Genomic DNA, 21,657 nt, shown 5'->3' with positions numbered 1-21,657 from the left:
TTAATAAGGTAGAATAATGAAGAGAGAAAACACTCAAAATAATCATTATATGATTACTAATATTGACGTTTTTGATGGCCAAAAAACAGATAAAAAACAAGCAATTATTATAACTAACGATACGATCACATCCATTATCTCAATGGAAAAAGCACAATCTTTATCACTCAATAGCATTGATGGAAATGGCGCATTAGCGACAGCTGGATTTATTGATATCCAATTAAATGGGTGTGGTGGTGTACTGCTCAATACGGACATTGCGTTATCGACCTTAGACACAATGAATAAAACAAACGTGATGTATGGAACGACTCAATACCTACCGACTTTAATCACTTGTACCGAAAAAGACCTACACCGCACATTAACAATGATGGCCGATTTTAATCAGGCAGAGCAAGAAGGTGTTTTAGGTCTCCATCTTGAAGGCCCGTTTATCAGTATTGAAAAAAAAGGGGCACATCAAGCTCAATACATTCGCGAATTAGACTTAACGACAGCACTATTACTCGCCAAAAACAGCGCATACATTAAGGTAATTACCGTTGCACCAGAGCACGTTTCTCAAGACGTTGTTGATTGCTTAACTGACGCTGGTATTACCGTTTCTATGGGGCACACAAACGCCACTTATGCGGATGTAAATTCAAGATCTGGCTTTACTATGGCAACTCATCTTTACAATGCCATGACCCCATTAGGCTCAAGAGAGCCGGGAGTGGTCGGTTATATTTTTGATCAAAAACCGTATGCGGGAATTATCGTAGATGGTATTCATGCCTCTTATCCGTCCGTTCGAATTGCTCATCAACAACTAAAAGAAAAACTATTTTTAGTGACCGATGCCGTGACTCCCGCAGGTACTGATCTGACTGAATTTGATATGGCAGGCACACAAGCTTTTGTGACAGAAGGTAAATGCCATTATGAAGATGGCACTATTGCCGGTGCTGCGATTACCATGATTGATGGTGTAAAAAACCTGATAAACCATGTTGGGCTATCTAAAGAAGAAGCACTAAGAATGGCAAGTTTATATCCAGCTCAAGCATTAAACATGGATAACAAATACGGAAAACTAAAAGAAGGGTATAAGGCAAACATAACGTTATTAAACGACGATAATGACGTTATGAGTACGTTTCAGATGGGTAAATTAGCTTATCAACGATAATAAAACCGCGAGCAGAGATCCTACTCGCGGTTTCTTTTATTAGGATTTATGACACAACGCTTCCGTTGTCTTCAGTTTATTGGCTTTTGCACCATTGATGTCTCGTTTCACTAATAAGGTATAAATTAAATCCAATACAAATAACTGTGAAATTTTCGTACCAATAGAATCACCTTGTAATTGGCCTTGTCTATTACCATTAACCAACACGTAATCAGAATGCTTAGTAATATCAGAGCGTGGGTTATGGGTTATCGCAATCGTCGTAGCCCCGTTATCTTTGGCTAAACGCAACGCTTTAGTCGTTTCGACTGAACACCCAGAATGGCTAATACCCACAGCGAAATCGCCAGGTTGCATTAGCGATGACTTTACATACATAAAATGATTATTGGTAAATGCATCTACATTTAGACCAATTCGCATAAACTTATGCTTTGCGCTTTCTGCCGTTAATCCAGAAGAACCAACCCCAAAAAAATAAATCGCTTTCGCATCTTTTAATGCTTCTGCTACCAACTCCAAAGACTGAAAATTAAGTAAGTTCATGGTCTCTGACAATACACTTTCAATCGTAGCTTGAAGCTTGTGCCCTATGACTTCCGCATTATCTTCCGCAGTCACATCCGTATCAAAAATTTCTTTTTCGCGACCTTGAAGATTAGACACCTCAATCGCAAGTTCCATTTTAAAATCTTGGTAGCCTTTAAATCCTAAAGTACGACAAAAACGAATGATGGTCGCATCACCCGCATTAACGATCTGTGATAACTCTGCAATAGAGTGCTTGCTCACTTGTGTCGCGTTAGCCATAACATAATCAGCAATGCGTTTTGATGATGGCGTTAAGCTATTATAAAGACTGCCGATCATATCAATGATATTGCCAGCTTTGATTTGAATATGATGGTTGGACATTATTAAATAATCCTTGAATAAAACAACCTACTGATTTTATTTTGTCACGGCACTCCTTATTTGTGAAGTGTAACTCCGTGATTAGTTTGTACTAACCGCCCCTAAAAACCGAAAATCAGGCGCATATAAAAATTTTATCTGAAAAATGGGGCTTACAGATCACATTTACAGCATCACCCTCCCCTTTTTATATTGCAAAATGAAACTTTACTCCATAATATTAGTTTAACTCCAAAGTATTTAAATTAATGAAGAATGACTTCACAAAGATAATCTAATGAGGATGACATGAAAAAGTTAACAGGTTTAATTGCAGCTCCACATACTCCATTCGATAGTTCAGGTAACGTTAATTTTGAAGAGATTGATAAAATTGCCAAGCATTTAATTAATGATGGCGTAAAAGGTATTTATGTATGTGGCACAACAGGTGAAGGCATTCATTGCAGCGTAGAAGAACGTAAAGCAATTGCTGAACGCTGGGTAAGTGCTTGTAATCATAAACTCGACATCATTGTTCACACTGGTGCGCTTAGCATTGTAGATACATTAGAACTAACTCGTCATGCCGATACACTTGATATTTTAGCGACCTCAGCCATTGGTCCTTGTTTCTTTAAACCAGGTAGCGTCGCTGATCTTGTTGAATATTGTGCAACCATCGCTGCAGCGGCACCATCAAAAGGATTTTACTATTACCACTCAGGAATGTCTGGCGTAAACTTGAATATGGAAGAGTTTTTAATCCAAGCCGATAAACGCATTCCTAACTTATCAGGACTTAAATTTAACAGCGGTGATTTATACGAATACCAACGTTGTCTTCGTGCTTGTGATGGTAAATTTGATGTACCGTTTGGTGTTGATGAGTTCCTACCCGGCGCATTAGCCGTTGGTGCAAAAAGTGCAGTAGGCAGTACTTATAACTACGCAGCACCTCACTTTAATTCTATTATTGAGGCTTTCAATAAGGGTGACCACGACGCTGTATTTAATAAAATGACCAACGTTATTGAATTAATCCGAGTGCTGGTTGAGTTTGGTGGTGTGGCCGCAGGAAAAATCGCGATGGAACTTCACGACATTAATGCTGGTGATCCTCGTTTACCACTAATGCCGCTAAGCGCAGAGCAAAAGTTAGCGGTCGTTGAAAAAATGAGAGCCGCAAATTTTCTTAAATAAAGAATAACTTAGTTAACCATACGCCTTGATTTAGCTCCTAAGCTGAAAAACGTTTTCCCCTACGTTTTTCAGCTTTTTTTAATCTATGTTTTCCTTATTTCTCAGTGTAAACTTCATAACAGTTATCATTTTAAGATGGAAAGTATTATGAAAGTATACGATTGTTGTGACATGGTTCGTGAACTGTACTCATTAATTGGCAGTGGCGATCAAGGTTATATTCCTCAAGCGATTAACTGTGCAGTTAAATCATTAAACGACATTGCAGCCGACGATTCTCTTCCAAAAGAAACCCGTGAAAAAGCCGCATTTGCTGCTGCAAACTTATTAATTTCTGATTTTGAGGATGCGTAATGACACCTGAAAAAGTCGCTTCAATGGATCCAATTATGTTAATGAGTATCGTTAATATGAAAATTCGTGATGAATTTGGGGATCTTCACTGTTTCGTGAAATTCTATGAATTAGATCAAGATGCATTAATAAAGAGATTAGCTGACGCTGGTTTTGATTATTTAGAAGAAGCCAAACAATTCAGATAATCTATTTAACAAGGGAAATTAATATATTGTTTCCCTTTTAATAACACTTCTCGCCTCTCCCTTCTTTCCTTGCTTACTTTATTATTAAATTTATATATTAATATTTATACTTAATCATTTCATCAATATAAAAACAACAAACGTTAATATAAAAAGAGACATTACTCCCACCTTATTTTAACTATTCCAAATCGAATATATTGATAATAACGCAACTAAAGTGATACTTATCCCAGATTTACCCAATAATACCGAACTTAATTATTATCGTTAATAATTAACCACTTAACTTAAAAACACCTGATTTTTTCATTGTTAATCACATAAATAAATAATATTAAATTAAAAATGCTCTTTACGGAAACATCTTGTTACATTTGTAAAATATAACTTTTAAATATCCATGATAATTTCATTTCTCTTTATTAATCACCGTTAATTAAATCTATTAATATATTTAATTAATCCGATTAACTTACCTTTTATGAGTGAATTATGTATGGCATTACTAACAAATAAAATGAAGCTAAACACTATCGCATTAGCGTTATTAGGTGCTGGTTTTTCAGTTCAATCCCACGCAAATGATATGACAAACCCTGAAGGCGGTATTGTTGTTGGTTATTGGCACAACTGGTGTGATGGGCGTGGTTACCAAGCAGGTAACGCGCCTTGTATGACACTTAAAGAAACAAACCCAATGTATAACGTGGTCGATATTTCATTCATGAAAGTATACGACACCGCTGAAGGTCGTATCCCTACTTTCCGTCTTGATCCTACCGTTGGTTTAAGTGAAGCGGAATTCATCGAACAAATTAAAGAATTAAATGCACAAGGTCGATCTGTTGTGATTGCTCTTGGTGGTGCTGATGCACACATCGAATTAAAGCGTGGCGACGAAACAGCATTTGCAGACGAAATAATTCGTCTTGTTGAAGTGTATGGCTTTGATGGCCTAGACATCGATTTAGAACAAGCCGCCGTCACCGCAGCAGATAACCAATGGGTAATTCCTGAAGCATTAAAAATGGTGAAAGATCATTACCGTACTCAAGGTAAAAACTTTCTCATCACAATGGCTCCTGAATTCCCTTACTTAAAAGCAGGCGACAAGTACATCCCATACCTTGAACGTCTAGAAGGTTACTACGATTGGATTAACCCACAGTTCTATAACCAAGGTGGTGATGGTGTCTGGGTTGATGAAGAGAACGCTTGGATTACTCAAAACAGTGATGCTATGAAAGAGAAGTTTATTTATTACATCTCTGACTCTCTGATCAATGGAACTCGTGGTTTCCATAAGATCCCTCATGACAAACTTGTTTTCGGTATTCCTACCAATAGCGATGCAGCTGCAACAGGGTTTGTTAAAGAACCCCAAGATCTTTACAACGCATTCGATGCACTAAAACAACAAGGCCAACCATTACGTGGCGTAATGACATGGTCAATTAATTGGGATGTCGGTACAGATGCAGCGGGTACCCCATACAACAGTAGTTTTATTAATGATTATGGCCCTTATGTTCATGGTCAAACACCACCGCCGCCAGTCGTTGGTAAACCTGTATTTAGTGGCCTATCTGATACACGAGTTCAACACGGTACCGTATTCTCGCCATTAGCGGGTGTAAAAGCGATGGACAAAGAAGACGGCGATGTAACGTCATCAATCACGGTTGAAGGCTCAGTAAACACACAGGTACTTGGTGATAATGTACTTACTTACAGCGTGACCGATTCTGATGGCAACGAAACAAAACAAGGCCGCAATGTCGAAGTTTACAGTGCATTACCTGAACTTACAGGTGTAACCAATACGACAATAAAAATCGACTCTGCATTTGATCCATTAACGGGCGTAAAAGCAACAGATGCTGAAGACGGTGACTTAACGTCTCAAATCAACGTTGAAGGATCAGTCGATACGACTCTTGCTGGTAAATACTCATTAACGTATTCAGTAAAAGACAGCGCAAATCAAACAGCAACAGCAATACGTACTGTTACCGTAAATGACGGTTCTGAAGTCTGCGTGAGCCCTTGGAAAGCAGACCAAGTGTATTTAACAGATGAAACGACAAGTCACAATGGCAAAACGTGGCAAGCTGGCTGGTGGACTCAAGGCGATGAACCGGGAACCACTGGTGAATGGGGCGTTTGGAAACTGATTGGTGATACCGATTGTGGTGGCGTAATACCTGATCCAGAAGCAGAGTTAAGCGCTAAAATTACAGGACTTAGTAACGAGTATTCCGTCATTGATTCAGCAGCAACGATCACGTTTACAATTACGACGAATGAGATGGCGTCAACTACCGTCGATATCATTGACCGTATGGGAAACAGCGTGACGTCATACTCAGAACAAGTCACAGGAACCCAAGCGATTTCGTTACCATTAACGAATGTTGAAGAAGGGTATTACTCTATGCGTCTATTGGCATCAAATGATGATAATTCAGTAGAGGAACGTTACAGTTTTAATCTAGTATCGGAAGATACGACAACGCCACCAACAACAGATGTTCCCGCTTATGAAGCAGGGAAAACATACGTTGAAGGTGACCAAGTCTTAGCGACAGATGGTAATGTTTATCAGTGTAAAGCTTGGCCTTACACTCCATGGTGCTCAAGCTCTGCTTATGCTCCAGCAGAGAGCCAACTTTGGGCTAATGCGTGGGATAAAAAATAAGCATTAACCACTGAATGTATCGTATTTTTCGATAGTTAAAAATAAAACAGCCAGCATTTATCTGCTGGCTGTTTTCTATCTTAATGTTGTTTATTTATAAGTGTATTAGAACGATGCCCACAATACGGCGATAACTAAAACAGGACACACAAATTTCACATACAGAGGCCAAACTTTACCAAAGAAACCTTGTTGGAATTCAGGATAACCTTGCTCAAGCTCTTTAATTTTAGAGTGACGACTCCACACCCAGCCACCAAATACACAGAACAATAATGCCGCGACAGGTTGTAAATATTGCGTTGCAATCATCGCAACTAAGCCAAATAGTTCAGAAAAATTAAAGACAATCACCACACTAAACACGGCAATTAATAAACCTAATACCCAGCTTGTTGGTGTTCTTCTCGTTTCAAATCGCTCACTCACTAAAGAAACTGAACATTCAAGCATTGAGATTGAAGACGTTAATGCAGCGATGGTTAATAATAAGAAGAAAGCAATGGCGAACAGATCGCCCAATAAACCTAAGCTATCAAACATCATTGGTAAAACCGTAAACACCAACGTGTCAGAACTTAATAACGATCCATCTTCGGCATAAATTTGAACGCCCTTTTGCATTGCAACAAACATCGCAGGCATAACCACTAAGCCCGCAACAAATGCCACAGCGGTATCCACTAAAGTAACGTTCATCGCCATTTTAGGTAAATTCTCTGTCTTACTTAAATACGATCCGTAAATCAGCATTGAACAGCCACCAATGGTTAGCGAGAAAAAGCCTTGCCCCATGGCTGCTAGAATCAATTTTTTATCCATTACTTTTTCAAAATCAGGAATCAGATAATGCTTTAGCCCTTCAACAGCACCCTGCTGCATCATGATATAAACAAACAATAATCCAAATAAAACAAATAATGCCGGCATCAAACGAGTAGACCATTTTTCAATACCGTCTTTAATTCCACCTTGTACGATTAAAATAGTTAATACATAAAAGAGTATCGTACCCAGTAAATTACGTTCAATGCTAAAACCTTTAAACCACTCAGCGAGATCATGCAATCCAACAACATTGGCCATCGCACCAAATAGAAAACAGATTAACCAACCACCAACAATGCTATAAAACATCAGTACAACACTAGGTACACTCAGACCAATCCACCCAACAAAAGCACCAAAACGCTTACCCATTGGATTTGAAGTCAGAGATCGCATACTGTCTACTGGGTTTGCTTGACCATGACGACCGATCGCCATTTCGACAACAAGCATAGGGAAAGCCACCACAAGGATCATGATGAGATAAACCAATAAAAAGGCACCACCACCATTGCTTGCTGCCTGAGTTGGGAAGCCCCAAATATTACCCAGACCCACCGCTGCACCAGCAGCTGATAATATAAATCCTAATCGTGAACTAAAACTTTCTCTGTTACCTGTCGTCATCTCTGTATCACCACACTAGTACAATAAGCGAATAATAACTTCACTCGTAATTAAACACCAGATTTAAATACTCGCTTCATTCATTTATTTCTCTTAACAATAAGAAAGCAGAGACTCCATCTACTTTAAAATAAGAAAACAACATAATATCTATTCATTATTTGTCAAAATACCCACTAACATAGTGCTCTTTTTTTAAACAGTGTGAATAGAAAGCTTAATTCCATTCACAAATGGCTATCCATTAAAAAAACTAATGTGACGCGCGTCAAAATTATAATGAATATTTTATTTGACGAAATTTAAAACTGCTGATAAATTCGCGCCTATTGAGTCACGGTGTACACATCCTATAACACCTCTCTACGTATTCCACCAAACTCCAGACTACTGAACATATCAGTTCAGACAAATTAGATGGTAGCCAAATGGGTTAGATATCTGCAACGTATTTACTATACTTGTTGTAGATTTTTCTATTTGAGAAAATATTAATGACAAATAAAATCATGGTTGGATGGCGAGAGTCTCTTAGCCTTCCCGAGCTTGGTATTAAATTAATTAAGGCAAAAGTCGACACTGGCGCCCAAACATCTTGTTTACATGCGTTTAAAGTTGAGCCCTTTACCAAAGATGGTGAAGCATGGGTTCGCTTCTGGATCCATCCTGAAAAACGTAATAATGATTTTGTTCAAATATGCGAAGCTCCAATTGTTGATAAGCGAGTAGTAAAAAGCTCAAGTGGGCAAGAAGAAATGCGCTATGTGATCAGAACCATGATCCGACTAGCAGGCCAAGAATGGCCAGCAGAAATAACATTAAGTAACCGAGAAACAATGGTGTTTCGTATGTTACTTGGCAGATCATCAATGCAAGACCGCATTGTTGTTGATCCATCGTCGTCTTACCTAGTTGATTTTGAGGAAATTGTATAATGAAAATCGGTATTTTATCTCGTAACCAAGACCTTTACTCTACTCGCCGTTTAATTGAAGCGGCAGAAAGCCGTGGTCATGAAGTAAAAGTAATTGATGCATTACGCTGTTATATGAATATCAATTCAGAAAAACCTCAAATTCACTTCAAAGGTGAAGAACTGATTAATTACGATGCGATTATCCCTCGTATTGGCGCATCAGTTACTTTTTATGGTACTGCTGTATTACGTCAATTTGAAATGATGAATGTCTACCCGGTGAACGAATCTGTTGCTATCACTCGTTCTCGCGATAAATTACGTTCAATGCAACTGCTTTCTCGTAAAGGCATTGGTATGCCAATCACGGGTTTTGCAAGCAAGCCTGATGATGTAAAAGATTTACTTGATATGGTTGGCGGCGCGCCAGTTGTGATCAAGCTCTTAGAAGGCACTCAAGGTATTGGTGTTGTTCTTGCAGAAACAAGAAAAGCAGCAGAAAGTGTTGTTGAAGCATTTATGGGCTTAAAAGCGAATATTATGGTTCAAGAGTTCATCAAAGAAGCTGGCGGTGCAGATATCCGTTGTTTCGTTATTGGTGGCAAAGTGATTGCAGCAATGAAACGTCAAGGTGCAGAAGGCGAATTCCGTTCTAACCTACACCGTGGTGGTTCTGCGTCACTGGTTAAACTGACTCCAGAAGAACGTAAAACAGCAGTAGCAGCAGCAAATATCATGGGATTGAACGTAGCAGGTGTCGATTTACTTCGCTCTGATCGTGGCCCATTAGTTATGGAAGTGAACTCTTCACCTGGCTTAGAAGGCATTGAAGCCGCTACAGGTAAAGACGTTGCTGGTTTAATTGTTGATTTTATTGAGAAAAATGCAGCGACAAAAGGGACTAAAACTCGTGGCAAAGGCTAGACAGAACAAAGCATTCGACATACTAACGCATTCAGTTGCACCCGGTGAAAGAAAGGTCATTGAGATTGAAGCCGCAAAGCTTTATACCCACTCACCTTTATCTATCCCTGTAGAAATCATTAATGGCCAGCATGCTGGCCCAATCCTGATGGTCAATGCGGCCATTCATGGTGATGAGCTCAATGGGGTTGAAATTGTTCGACAGTTAATCAATAACATTGACCCAAAAACCCTAAAAGGCACTTTAATTGCAGTGCCTATTGTTAACGTTTTTGGTTTCATTCATAAATCTCGTTATCTACCCGATCGCCGAGATTTAAACCGTTGCTTCCCTGGTTCAGAAAAAGGCTCTTTGGCATCACGCATGGCAAATACCTTTTTCACCCAAATAGCAAAACGTTGTGATTATATTGTTGATTTGCACACCGGAGCGATTCATCGAACAAACTTACCTCAAATTCGTGCCAATCTAAGTAATCCTGAAACGTTACGAATTGCAAAAGCATTCGCAACACCATTGATTGTAGATTCGCCATTACGAGATGGTTCGTTACGCAGTGAAGCTGAACGTTGCGGTATTCCAGTATTAACATACGAAGCCGGTGAAGCATTGCGCTTTGAACCGATAGCGATCAATGCTGGATATGTGGGTGTACAACGAGTAATGCAATCTATTGGTATGTTAAAAGCCAGTAGAAAGCGCTTACCAACAGCCATTATTGCGAAATCAACTGGCTGGCTTAGAGCAGAAAGCGACGGTATCTTACGTACTATCGTGACACTCGGTGAGCAAGTTGAAAAAGATCAAGTTCTTGCTTATATCAGTGCGCCACTTGGGCACGGTGAGATCGAGATTATCGCACATAAAGGTGGCATCGTTATTGGCCAACAAACATTACCATTAGTTAATGAAGGGGACGCTATTTTCAATTTAGCTTACTTTTCTGAAGATGATGAGATGGTCGGTCAAACAGTTGAAACGTACATCGATGAAATGATTGATGCCGATACTGATCAACTAACGAATGGGCAGATCACAACATCTACCCTTTGATATTTCGATACCAAAAACAAAAATAAGAGAGGTTCGCCTCTCTTATTTTATTCATAATATTTACCGGTATTACTGAACACCAATAATTTCGTATTGTTGTTTTCTTCCAGCTAAGTCAAGTTCGAATTCATCCCCAAGCTGCTTTCCTATCATGGCCTTACCTAAGGGTGCTGATGGCGTGATCAACAAAAATGTCATGTCTTCATGAGTCACTTTTATCCCCCCCGCTGACGGTCCAATAAAGAACTGACTTTCGATATCATCCTGATTCACTAATGTCACTAACGCACACTGATTTATCACGCTATCTTCACCGTATTCTAAGCGTGGTAATTTACGATACGCTAAAATATCGGCATCACATTCTGACACTCTTCGAGCTTGCCCATGCGCTAAATACGAGGCTTCTAAACCAAACGTTTCATACTTACTTCGAGCTATGGCTTCTTTATCTGTCGCTTGTTCAATCGCTCGCTGTGTCGCCTCTAACGCCATTTGGTGAACTTGACGTAATTGTTGAATGATTGAATCTAATAACGCTTCTTTTTCTATCATGTTAGATAACCCATAAAATCGACCGCTTATCATAACAAAAATAAAGATAACCGCTTTAACTTCCTATCCCATTTTTAATGTGAAGTATTTCCAAAAAGAATCGTAACTCAATGAGAATAGAGTGAATCCCTGTGATCTCCTGTTAAATAGCAAAACAAAATGAAATACCTTCTTAATTATCGACTAAAACTTAAGAGTCAATCCCCCCGACTTACTCGATTAAGGATATATCTATGAAACGGATTTTCATTAACAGTGCTATTGCTTCTGCTCTCTTTATTTCATACGGAGCCAATGCTTTTGATTGCAGTTCACTCCCTCTTTGGCAAAATTCAGAACCCTACAGCGGTGGTGCTGAAATACAACAAAATCAGATTGCATACCAAGCACAATGGTGGTCCCAAGGACATTCACCAGAAACACATTCTGGTGAATGGCAAGAATGGAAACGTTTAGGTCAATGCGATAATAGTGGCGGGAATGCCGCACCAACACTGTCCATCATCTCCCCCTTAAATAATGCTGCGATTGCAGAAGGAAGTGCCATCACATTACAAGCCAATGCTGTGGATAGTGACGGAGAAATTACTCGTGTTGAATTTTTAGCGGATAGCCAATCCATTAAGATAATCACCGCCCCACCGTATAACACGGATTGGGTAGCACTAAAAAACACGACATCAATTTCAGTGATCGCTACTGATAATGAAGGCAGTTCAACGGCTGAATCCGTCTCTATTCACGTACAATCAACCGGGGATTTAATCCCACCATCAATACAACTTCTCTCACCAACGGGCAATGAAGTTCTCTCTGTCGGCGATGCTTTATTAATGTCCGCAGACGCAACAGATAACGATGGTCAAGTCGCTTATGTCGAGTTTTATGTTGATAGCGAATTGGTTTTTACAGACAGTTCCGTGCCTTTTGAACACTTATGGGCAGCAACAAAGGGAACGCATCGTTTTAAAGCAAAAGCGATCGATAATGATGAACAGTCAAGCATCAGCCAAGAAAGTATCTTAACCATCACGGAACCATCTAGCGGTGGTTGTGCAGGCTTACCTCAATACAAATCAGGAACGGCTTACACTCAAGGCGATGAAATACAAAATATTAATCAAAAATATCGTTGTGATGTCGGTGGCTGGTGTTCTTCTTCATCTGATTGGGCGTATGCTCCTGGCACAGGCTCAAGCTGGCAAGATGCATGGACAGGGCTAGGCGTTTGTAGCACTCCACCAGAGGTCGCCATTACTTCACCAAGTGATAACAGCGTCATTCTTGCAGGATCGTCCATTATAATAAATGCCACCGCAAACGACAGTGATGGCAGCATTGTTGGCGTAGAATTCTTTGCAAATGACATTACACTAGGCGCTGATACTCAAGCCCCTTATTCCATGACTTGGACTGCCGCCTTAATTGGAAATAACACACTAAAAGCCGTAGCAACCGATAATGAAGGAAATAACAGTGACAATAATATTCTTGTTACTGTCAGTGATCAAAACGTAGTGACAAGTCTAACTTCCCCTGCATCTGGATCGAGCCTTGCCTTAGGAAAAGTTACTCAACTAAGTGCAACCGCAACTTCATTAACCAGCTCGATAACTCAGGTTGATTTCTTAATTAATGGGGCAATCATTGGGTCAGACACAACAACACCATACAATACCAATTGGACACCAAGTGCTATTGGTTCTTACTCCATTTCAACAGAGGCCACTGATACCCAAGGAAATAAAGCACTCTCAATAGCATCAAGTATTACCGTTCTAGAACAAAGCCAAGCAACGCATAAATTAATTGGTTATTGGCATAATTTCGTTAACGGTTCTGGTTGCCCTATTCGTTTATCGGAAATGCCTGATGAGTGGGACGTTATCGATATTGCATTTGCTGATAATGATAGAAACAGCAACGGAACGGTGCATTTCAACCTCTACTCTGGCGATATTCACAGTAGCTGTCTCGCTCTAGATCCTAATCAATTTAAACAAGACATGGCCGCGTTACAGGCAAAAGGAAAAATATTTGTACTTTCTCTTGGTGGTGCAGAAGGCACAATAACCTTAAATACAGAACAAGATGAAGCCAATTTTGTCAGTAGTTTAACCGCACTTATTGATGAATGGGGCTTTGATGGGCTAGATATCGATTTAGAAAGCGGATCGAATTTACTTCATGGCACACAAATTCAAGCTCGCTTACCTACGGCACTAAAACAAATAGAAATGAATATGGGCGGAGACATGTATTTAACCATGGCACCAGAACATCCTTATGTTCAAGGTGGAATGGTTGCTTACAGCGGTATTTGGGGCGCTTATATTCCAGTAATAGACCAAGTTCGAGATACATTAGATCTTCTTCATGTTCAATTATATAACAATGGCGGATTAGCAAATCCATACATGCCAGGAGCGGCTCCAGAAGGATCCGTTGATATGATGGTAGCGTCGGTAAAAATGCTCGTTGAAGGGTTTGAACTCGCTGATGGCTCTTTCTTTGCTCCACTAAGAGATGATCAAGTCGCTATTGGTCTACCTTCAGGACCAAGTTCAGCAAACTCAGGACAAGCGCCAACACAAAACATTATAGATGCATTAGATTGTGTCACTTATGGCTCAGCATGCAGCACCGTTGTTCCAAATAAATTATACCCGAATTTTGGTGGTGTGATGACATGGTCAATTAACTGGGATAAACATGATGGGTTTAATTTCTCACAACCGATTGGCGAGAAACTGACATTAATGAACGCTCAATAACATAAAATAAAATAACAGGCACAAAAAAGGCGCTCAATAAGCGCCTTTTTTATTTTAAATAGATAGAGAAGATTACTCTTCGTCGTAATCGTATTCGCTTTCGTCTTCTTTCGCATCACGAGCAGCTTCATATTCTGCTTTTTGTGCCGCTGATTTTTCTTTCTTACGAGCGATCATTTCTTCTTTTTCGCTACGTTGATCAGCTTTACGATCGTTACGAACAGCTTGAGTCTTTGCAAATTCAACAAGCTCTTTTTGAGCCCATTCAACTGCTTCAGCTTCGCTTTCAAAACCAAGTTGACGCTTAGATACAACCGTTCTGCGAGAAGTAACTTGGCGCGTAATTTCAGCAGCCCAAGCGTTGCGTTTTTCTACAATACGGTAATCAAACTTTGCCATTTTTATTTCCTAGAATTCGATAGTTAAGGGATAGATCATTACTAAAAAATCCATCTATAACTGCAGTATAATACTTGCATTCCCTTTAATGCCCGCTATTAGAACACATTTCAATAAAAATGCACCAAAAAGATGTACTGAGCATCCCTCGAAAAAGTATAAAATTGAAATTAGCACGCGCCCAAAAGATATATCGTTTCCTTCCAAGCCATTATCATCGTTAATCCTTCTCTTACCAAGATCTCGATACGACATATCTTCAACCTATTATTCGTCGAAAATAGCAACCATAATACCAAGAGTAAGTTTGACGTAAATTAAAACCGAAATCGAACCAATCGTTTATTTTACTTATAAAATAACGATTGATGAGATCATCAATCGTTATTTATTTGAATGAGACGTTAGCTTCTTGATGCAGCCAGTTCTTCAAGTGCTTCGATACTTGTTTCTGATACGATTTGTCCATCCATATAGTAAGTAATGTGATTGCCATCTCTTACCCCTAATAACACGGCTTTCTCGCCATTATTATAAGTAATGTCCATTTGAACCGTATTTTCATCAATTTTCTTCATTTGACCAGATTCGATAGCACGATTTGATGAAAGAGGAATTGGTGCTGTTTTTAATGAATCATCAAGGCTGTCATTAATCTTCATCATCGTATCGACTTTACTATCAAAGATATGAGGTGTTCCAGTCAGTACGTTTTTACCCGTCCAAAATTCTAATGAGTTAAAGACAATATAATCCGATGCTAATGTCAGAGCATAAACAGGGGTTAACAAGAAGTTAACTCCGGCACGAGCATAACGGTTATCCACGACTTGAACGTTAAATTTCATCAACATTCCCGTGACGGCATTACTACCAACACAACCCGATAACGTTAGTGCTACGGCCGATATTGCAATGACTTTGATGATGCTTTTCTTCATAATTCCCTCTACTTAATATAGTGTTCACACTTTAAAAGCATAGGTCTTATATGAAAAACATCCAGAAAGATTATTCTTTCTCTTTAATAACTAAGTGATTTCTATTATCTCGACTACTGCGAATCAATTCATCACCTTTTACAATATCGACTGATTTAGCTAAGCGATCATATAAAAGTACATTAACCGTTGCGGCTAAATTCATGCAACCCACGGTTGGAATATAAACAACGTGATCAGCACGGTCAGCCACTTGTTGTGTAATCGAACCATCTTCTGGACCAAATACATATATCGCTTTATCTGGATGTTTGAATTCAGGTAATGAAATAGCGCCTTCAGCTAACTCAACACACACAATTTTCATGTCATCGGCTAAGTTATCAAGTAAGCACTCAACGCTAGTTAGCGGGATTTTATTTACTGCTTTTTTTGTATCGGTTTGAAATTTAGCAGCACGGTCATACCTTTCACCAGTATAACGAACATCATCCACTTGATAACAACCAGCAGCACGCATCACTGCGCCAACATTCGTCGGACTTTTTGGGTTACTTAAACCAATTGTGACATGCGTATTTTTCATTATTGTTCCGTACTCTCAAATTAAAGAGCACGCATTTTACCAAAGAGAACCTAAGAGGGATAGTTGGAGTTATCAATCATGATTATATCGATTAATGTTATGCCCTTTATATAATAATCATTGGCATATTTACGTCTCTCATTTATGGTTACCCAATTAAAGCAGAGGACACTTTCATGGCCAGACCAATAATAGAACGAAATATACGCTGTAGACCCGCTCATAGTTGCTTCAAACCTAATGGCATTCCCATGACAGAACTAGAACAAGTGTCATTATTACCTGATGAATTTGAAGCCATTCGCCTATCCGATCTTCATGGGCTCAATCAACAAGCTTGTGCTGACCAAATGGGAATATCTCGTCAAACGTTTGGAAACATCATTAAACGAGCACGAGCAAAAACAGCACAAAGTATCATTGAAGGAAAAGCACTAATGCTAAGCAAGTAGTGCTTTGTTTGAAACCACTAACGTTGAGGTTCTTGAATTTGATATAACGATTGTTTCGCCTCTTCAATACAGGTTGTCTTGCAATTACAAACACGCTTTACCTTTAAAATACTTAACCCTCCGCAACTGCCTTTAATACTTTGTCGGTGAAAAATAACGCCGATGGCCATCATTAAAATCACGGCTAAAAAAACACAAAAAGTCACCATGAATGTCATCATAATCCCTCCTCACCTTTACGGAAATTAAGCATTTTAGCGACTACTCCAATCAAACGAGGCGCTAATATTTTTGCTTGAATTCTTTCTGTTTTTCGCCCCTCAGAGCACCCCACTTTATTTAAATGATTTATAGATTGTTTTGCAGCACTGCAATCCATGATTTTTTCTAACCTAGAGGGATGAATTGAAGACAATTGACTCATTCTTGTTGCTTGGTAAATATCCACATTACGGCTCAATAACTTAGTTAATAATCGCTCTCCGATATTACGAACCACCACCGCTTCAACTCCATGCATTATTAACATGTCTAACAATGCTTTCTTTCCTTTGCAGCCAGTAATCTCCTTCGCCGGATTATCAATAGAAATAGACCTTCCTTTTCTATCATCCAGAATTAAAAACTGCTCAGCTTTAGAAAAATGGGGGGCGATTTTATCTCGATGACTTGGAATGGCGTAAATCATAAAAACCTCATTAAGTAACATTGAATGATCACACCATACACTCAATTATTGGCATATGCCAATAACTCATATTTTACACATAAAAAAACCGCTGAGATTTTCATCCCAACGGTTTTTAATAAAAGAGTCGTCTTTACCCAACCCTTTGTCTTATTGTAAAACAAAATTAGAAATAAATTTATTCTAATTAATCACATTTTTTAATTAATGTTTGATTTCCTGCTCATTAAAACAGCAAATCAACCAATGTTCTTACGTGCATTTTGGAACATACGCATCCATGCCCCATTTTCCCCCCAAGACTCAGGCGCCCAAGAGTTAGCAACCGTACGGAAGACACGCTCAGGGTGAGGCATCATGATCGTCACTCGACCATCCGTCGTTGTTAAACCAGTGATTGCATTTGGTGAACCGTTCGGGTTATTCGGGTACTGTTGCGTCTGATTGCCATTATTATCAACATAACGTAGCGCAACAGTTCCTGAGTTTTCGATTGCATTTAGGTGATCATTATCACGAACTTCAACACGCCCTTCGCCATGAGAAACAGCAATAGGCATACGAGAACCTTCCATTCCATTGAAGAAAACAGAATCAGATTTCTGAACTTCAACTAGGCTGAAACGTGCTTCAAAACGCTCTGATTCATTACGAACGAAACGAGGCCAATACTCTGCACCAGGAATCAATTCACGCAAGTTAGACAGCATTTGACACCCGTTACACACACCTAGAGAGAACGTATCTTCACGTTTGAAGAAATCTTCAAATTGATTACGAGTCTTTTCGTTGAACAGAACCGATTTAGCCCAACCTTCACCAGCGCCCAATACATCACCGTAAGAGAAACCACCACACGCGACAAGACCGTTGTACTCTTCAAGTACCGCAGAGCCAGTAAGAATGTCACTCATGTGAATATCAGTGGCTTCAAAACCTGCGCGGTCAAACGCTGCTGCCATTTCCACATGCGAGTTAACGCCTTGCTCACGCAAGATTGCCATTTTAGGCTTGGCCCCTTTATTGATCATAGCCGCTTCAATAATTGGAGCCGCAATGTCTTCGTTCACATCAAAACTAAGGCTAACGTTTAGGCCAGGGTCTGAATTGTCTTTCTTCGCTTCGTGTTCTTGGTCTGCACATTCAGGGTTATCACGTAATCCTTGCATTTTATGTGTTGTTTCAGCCCAAATAGTACGTAACTCAGTACGGTTACGTTCAACGACAACTGTCTCACCAGATTTAATTACTAGCTCGTCTGAATCAGCAACAGAGCCGATAACGTGTGAACATTCACCTAGCTCATTTGCTGTTAATGTTGATAGAACGGAATCTAGATCTTCGTTACGAACTTGAATTACTGCGCCTAATTCTTCATTGAACAACACAGCAAGCGTATTTTCATTGCTCTCTGATTCAAGTAACAGCGCTTCAATATTCGCGTTCACACCACAGTGACCAGCAAACGCCATTTCAGCAAGTGTTACAAATAAACCGCCGTCGCCCTTATCGTGGTAAGCCACTAGTTGATCATTAGCAACCAATGTTTGAATGCCTTCGTAGAAGCCTTTCAGCTGTACTGCGTTATCGACATCAGCCGGTTTATCACCCAATTGTTTGTAAACTTGTGCCAGTGCCGTTGCACCCATGCGGTTTTTACCGTTGCCCAAGTCAATAAGAACTAACGATGTTTCACCTTTGTCGGTTCTTAACTGAGGAGTCACTGTTTTACGGACGTCTTCAATTCGAGCAAAAGCAGTGATGACAAGAGAAAGTGGAGACGTCACTTCTTTCTGCTCGCCATTTTCTTCCCATTTGGTTTTCATCGACATAGAGTCTTTACCCACCGGGATAGTCAAACCAAGTGCAGGGCAAAGCTCTTCACCAACGGCTTTAACTGCTTCATAAAGACCCGCATCTTCACCAGGGTGACCCGCTGGAGACATCCAGTTTGCAGACAGTTTAATGTGTTTAATATCACCCACATTCGTTGCTGCAATGTTTGTAATTGCCTCACCAACCGCTAAACGTGCTGATGCACCAAAGTCTAATAAAGCAACCGGTGTACGTTCACCCAGTGACATCGCTTCACCGTGGTAAGTATCATAACTTGCCGCTGTTACTGCACAGTTCGCAACAGGAACCTGCCAAGGACCAACCATTTGATCACGAGCAACAAGACCTGTTACTGAGCGATCGCCAATGGTGATTAGGAATGTTTTTTCAGCGACGGTAGGTAAACGAAGAACACGCTCAATCGCCTCATTCAATTCAATGCCAGAACAATCAAGCGCCGAGTTATTTGCTTTTAGTGTCTTAGCATCACGGTGCATCTTAGGTGTCTTACCTAAAAGGATGTCCATTGGCATATCAATTGGCGTATTGTCGAAATGTGAATCTTCTAATTTTAGATCACGCTCTTCTGTTGCTTTACCAACGACGGCATAAGGTGCACGTTCACGCTTACAAATCGCTTCAAACGTTGCTAAATCTTTATCAGCAACAGCCATAACATAACGTTCTTGAGATTCGTTACACCAAATTTCAAGTGGGCTCATGCCCGGCTCATCATTTGGTACATCACGTAGATTGAAGATACCACCACGTTCACCATCATCAACAAGCTCAGGTAATGCGTTTGAAATACCACCTGCGCCTACATCGTGGATAAATGCAATTGGGTTTGCATCACCAAGCTGCCAACAACGGTCGATAACTTCCTGACAACGACGCTCCATTTCTGGGTTTTCACGTTGCACTGAAGCAAAATCAAGATCTTCAGCCGATTGACCTGATGCCATTGACGATGCAGCACCACCACCAAGACCGATGTTCATTGCTGGACCACCAAGAACAATTAAGCTTGCGCCCACAGGGATCTCTTTCTTCTGAACATGATCATCACGGATATTACCTAAACCACCCGCAAGCATGATTGGTTTGTGGTAACCACGAACTTCTTCACCATTGTGTGAATTTACTTTTTCTTCGTAAGTACGGAAGTAACCTAATAGATTTGGACGACCAAATTCATTGTTAAATGCTGCACCGCCTAGAGGGCCTTCAAGCATAATATCAAGTGCGGTTACGATACGGCTTGGCTTACCAAAATCCGTTTCCCATGGTTGAACAAAGTTAGGAATTTTTAAGTTAGATACAGAGAAACCAACCAAACCAGCTTTTGGTTTACCACCAATACCGGTTGCGCCTTCATCACGGATTTCACCACCAGAACCTGTTGATGCACCCGGCCAAGGAGAAATTGCCGTTGGGTGGTTATGGGTTTCAACTTTCATCAAGATATGTGTTTTCTCTTGGTGGTAGTTGTACTGGCGTGTTTCTGGATCAGGGAAAAAGCGACCAACGGTTGACCCCGTCATTACCGCGGCATTATCTTTGTAAGCAGAAAGTACATGCTCAGGGGTAACTTCAAAGGTATTTTTGATCATTTTGAACAAGGTTTTATCTTGTTTCACACCATCAATAGTCCAATCTGCATTGAAAATCTTGTGGCGACAATGCTCTGAGTTCGCTTGTGCAAACATCATTAATTCAATGTCAGTCGGATTACGACCTAGTTTTTCGGTAAAGCTTTCAAGAAGGTAATCGATTTCATCTTCAGCCAATGCAAGACCTAGGGTAACGTTTGCGTTTTCTAGCGCTTTACGACCACCGACAAGTAGATCAACTTCAGCATAAGGAATCGGTTCTGCAACCGTAAACAATGCCGCTGCCGATTCAAAATCAGTAAAGACCACTTCCATCATGCGATCATGAAGAATGGCTTTTAGTTCGACTAATTGAAGTTCAGAAAGTGTTTCAGAGGTTTCTACATAATAAGCAGTACCGCGCTCTAAACGTGCGATATTTGATAAACCACAGTTATGGGCGATATCAGTAGATTTTGAAGACCAAGGAGAGATAGTACCCGGACGAGGGGCAGAAAGAAGCAACAACCCTTCAGGTTCATGTTCTTCAATCGTTGGACCATAAGTCAGTAGTTTTTCTAACTTTTCAACTTCAGACGCATCAAGGTCAGCTTTTACATCAGCAAAATGGGCAAACTCAGCATAAATACCTGTTACAGGTAAACTCAGTTCACGGCAAAGCTCAAGCAGCTTATTAACACGAAATACAGATAGAGCAGGTGAACCACGCAAAATTCTCATGTACTTAGGTCTCTTTGGCAATGAATTAAAGGTAATATTGGAATAGTTTCATGATGTTAAAAGCAATCAACTCAATTAATTACTCATATCACATAGCGACTATGCCGATGTTACCTCTGGTATTGCGAGCGCATTATAAAGGATTTTGTTTTGTGAAGTAACACCCAAAGCAACCGTTTGCGTATTTTTTTTCAAAAAAAGAGAAACGCCCCTCTGTTTTAATG

Annotated in this window: 19 protein-coding genes; 10 read left to right on the top strand and 9 right to left on the bottom strand. The window is 39.9% G+C overall.

Annotation, left to right across the window (positions count from 1 at the left end):
• Positions 1-16 precede the first annotated feature (16 nt).
• Positions 17-1,177, top strand: a complete 1,161-nt coding sequence (gene nagA / locus AACV33_RS15580; protein WP_026469742.1) for an N-acetylglucosamine-6-phosphate deacetylase — start codon at positions 17-19, stop codon at positions 1,175-1,177.
• 39 nt (positions 1,178-1,216) lie between these two features.
• Here the strand turns inward: nagA and AACV33_RS15575 are convergent, their stop codons facing one another.
• On the bottom strand, positions 1,217-2,095 hold the full coding sequence (locus AACV33_RS15575; RefSeq protein WP_017023043.1) for a MurR/RpiR family transcriptional regulator: 879 nt from the start codon (positions 2,093-2,095) through the stop codon (positions 1,217-1,219).
• Between the two features lie 288 nt (positions 2,096-2,383).
• On the opposite strand from AACV33_RS15575, the gene AACV33_RS15570 reads away from it, so the two are divergent.
• The 4 genes from AACV33_RS15570 (at position 2,384) to AACV33_RS15555 (ending at position 6,520) form a co-directional block, all read left to right on the top strand.
• Positions 2,384-3,277, top strand: a complete 894-nt coding sequence (locus AACV33_RS15570; protein WP_023603693.1) for a dihydrodipicolinate synthase family protein — start codon at positions 2,384-2,386, stop codon at positions 3,275-3,277.
• Positions 3,278-3,424: 147 nt separating this feature from the next.
• Complete coding sequence (locus tag AACV33_RS15565; RefSeq protein WP_023603694.1) at positions 3,425-3,631, top strand: YaeP family protein; 207 nt, start codon at positions 3,425-3,427, stop codon at positions 3,629-3,631.
• Positions 3,631-3,819, top strand: a complete 189-nt coding sequence (locus AACV33_RS15560; protein ID WP_012549681.1) for a DUF4250 domain-containing protein — start codon at positions 3,631-3,633, stop codon at positions 3,817-3,819. The genes AACV33_RS15565 and AACV33_RS15560 overlap by 1 nt, the downstream gene beginning before the upstream one ends.
• A gap of 499 nt (positions 3,820-4,318) precedes the next feature.
• Positions 4,319-6,520: an immunoglobulin-like domain-containing protein gene (locus tag AACV33_RS15555; protein ID WP_370527100.1), complete on the top strand. Its 2,202-nt coding sequence runs from the start codon at positions 4,319-4,321 to the stop codon at positions 6,518-6,520.
• A 105-nt stretch (positions 6,521-6,625) separates the two neighbouring features.
• Here AACV33_RS15555 and AACV33_RS15550 read toward each other — a convergent pair whose 3' ends face one another.
• A complete protein-coding gene (locus AACV33_RS15550; RefSeq protein ID WP_065611444.1) occupies positions 6,626-7,975 on the bottom strand; it encodes a sodium-dependent transporter in 1,350 nt (449 codons plus the stop codon).
• A 494-nt stretch (positions 7,976-8,469) separates the two neighbouring features.
• On the opposite strand from AACV33_RS15550, the gene AACV33_RS15545 reads away from it, so the two are divergent.
• The 3 genes from AACV33_RS15545 to AACV33_RS15535 are packed head-to-tail and all read left to right on the top strand — an operon-like array spanning position 8,470 to position 10,869.
• The gene (locus tag AACV33_RS15545) at positions 8,470-8,910 is read left to right on the top strand and encodes an ATP-dependent zinc protease family protein (RefSeq protein ID WP_012549564.1); all 441 of its coding nucleotides are present in this window, start codon (positions 8,470-8,472) and stop codon (positions 8,908-8,910) included.
• On the top strand, positions 8,910-9,815 hold the full coding sequence (rimK, locus tag AACV33_RS15540) for a 30S ribosomal protein S6--L-glutamate ligase (protein ID WP_017023039.1): 906 nt from the start codon (positions 8,910-8,912) through the stop codon (positions 9,813-9,815). The genes AACV33_RS15545 and rimK overlap by 1 nt, the downstream gene beginning before the upstream one ends.
• Entirely contained in the window at positions 9,775-10,869 is a 1,095-nt protein-coding gene (locus AACV33_RS15535; RefSeq protein WP_017023038.1) for a succinylglutamate desuccinylase/aspartoacylase family protein, read from the top strand. Before rimK ends, AACV33_RS15535 begins: the two co-directional genes overlap by 41 nt.
• 69 nt (positions 10,870-10,938) lie before the next feature.
• On the opposite strand, the gene AACV33_RS15530 is transcribed toward AACV33_RS15535, so the two are convergent.
• Positions 10,939-11,424, bottom strand: a complete 486-nt coding sequence (locus tag AACV33_RS15530) for a GreA/GreB family elongation factor (protein ID WP_026025570.1) — start codon at positions 11,422-11,424, stop codon at positions 10,939-10,941.
• Positions 11,425-11,657: 233 nt separating this feature from the next.
• On the opposite strand from AACV33_RS15530, the gene AACV33_RS15525 reads away from it, so the two are divergent.
• On the top strand, positions 11,658-14,198 hold the full coding sequence (locus AACV33_RS15525; RefSeq protein ID WP_182699411.1) for an Ig-like domain-containing protein: 2,541 nt from the start codon (positions 11,658-11,660) through the stop codon (positions 14,196-14,198).
• A 72-nt stretch (positions 14,199-14,270) separates the two neighbouring features.
• Here the strand turns inward: AACV33_RS15525 and AACV33_RS15520 are convergent, their stop codons facing one another.
• From AACV33_RS15520 to AACV33_RS15510, 3 genes are all read right to left on the bottom strand, one after another.
• On the bottom strand, positions 14,271-14,597 hold the full coding sequence (locus tag AACV33_RS15520; RefSeq protein ID WP_012549559.1) for a DUF3622 domain-containing protein: 327 nt from the start codon (positions 14,595-14,597) through the stop codon (positions 14,271-14,273).
• A gap of 404 nt (positions 14,598-15,001) precedes the next feature.
• The gene (locus AACV33_RS15515; RefSeq protein WP_182699410.1) at positions 15,002-15,538 is read right to left on the bottom strand and encodes a DUF3332 family protein; all 537 of its coding nucleotides are present in this window, start codon (positions 15,536-15,538) and stop codon (positions 15,002-15,004) included.
• A gap of 70 nt (positions 15,539-15,608) precedes the next feature.
• Positions 15,609-16,124 carry an RNA methyltransferase gene (locus tag AACV33_RS15510; RefSeq protein ID WP_017023033.1) on the bottom strand — a complete coding sequence of 172 codons (516 nt, stop codon included), beginning with the start codon at positions 16,122-16,124 and terminating at the stop codon, positions 15,609-15,611.
• 176 nt (positions 16,125-16,300) lie between these two features.
• Here AACV33_RS15510 and AACV33_RS15505 point away from each other — a divergent pair, with 176 nt between their 5' ends.
• Positions 16,301-16,576 carry a DUF134 domain-containing protein gene (locus tag AACV33_RS15505; protein ID WP_017023032.1) on the top strand — a complete coding sequence of 92 codons (276 nt, stop codon included), beginning with the start codon at positions 16,301-16,303 and terminating at the stop codon, positions 16,574-16,576.
• A 17-nt stretch (positions 16,577-16,593) separates the two neighbouring features.
• Here the strand turns inward: AACV33_RS15505 and nqrM are convergent, their stop codons facing one another.
• The 3 genes from nqrM to purL all read right to left on the bottom strand — a co-directional run bounded on the left by nqrM (position 16,594) and on the right by purL (position 21,433).
• Positions 16,594-16,797, bottom strand: coding sequence for a (Na+)-NQR maturation NqrM (gene nqrM / locus AACV33_RS15500; RefSeq protein ID WP_012549555.1), 204 nt, complete (start codon positions 16,795-16,797; stop codon positions 16,594-16,596).
• Positions 16,794-17,264, bottom strand: a complete 471-nt coding sequence (locus AACV33_RS15495) for a NifB/NifX family molybdenum-iron cluster-binding protein (RefSeq protein WP_241802905.1) — start codon at positions 17,262-17,264, stop codon at positions 16,794-16,796. The genes nqrM and AACV33_RS15495 overlap by 4 nt, the downstream gene beginning before the upstream one ends.
• Positions 17,265-17,503: 239 nt before the next feature.
• On the bottom strand, positions 17,504-21,433 hold the full coding sequence (gene purL, locus AACV33_RS15490) for a phosphoribosylformylglycinamidine synthase (RefSeq protein ID WP_182699409.1): 3,930 nt from the start codon (positions 21,431-21,433) through the stop codon (positions 17,504-17,506).
• Between the last annotated feature and the right edge of the window lie 224 nt (positions 21,434-21,657).

Origin of the sequence: Aliivibrio sp. SR45-2, from assembly GCF_963890165.1 — a bacterium.
Taxonomy (GTDB): Bacteria; Pseudomonadota; Gammaproteobacteria; order Enterobacterales; family Vibrionaceae; genus Aliivibrio; species Aliivibrio salmonicida.
This window is presented reverse-complemented; position numbering and strand designations above follow the sequence as displayed.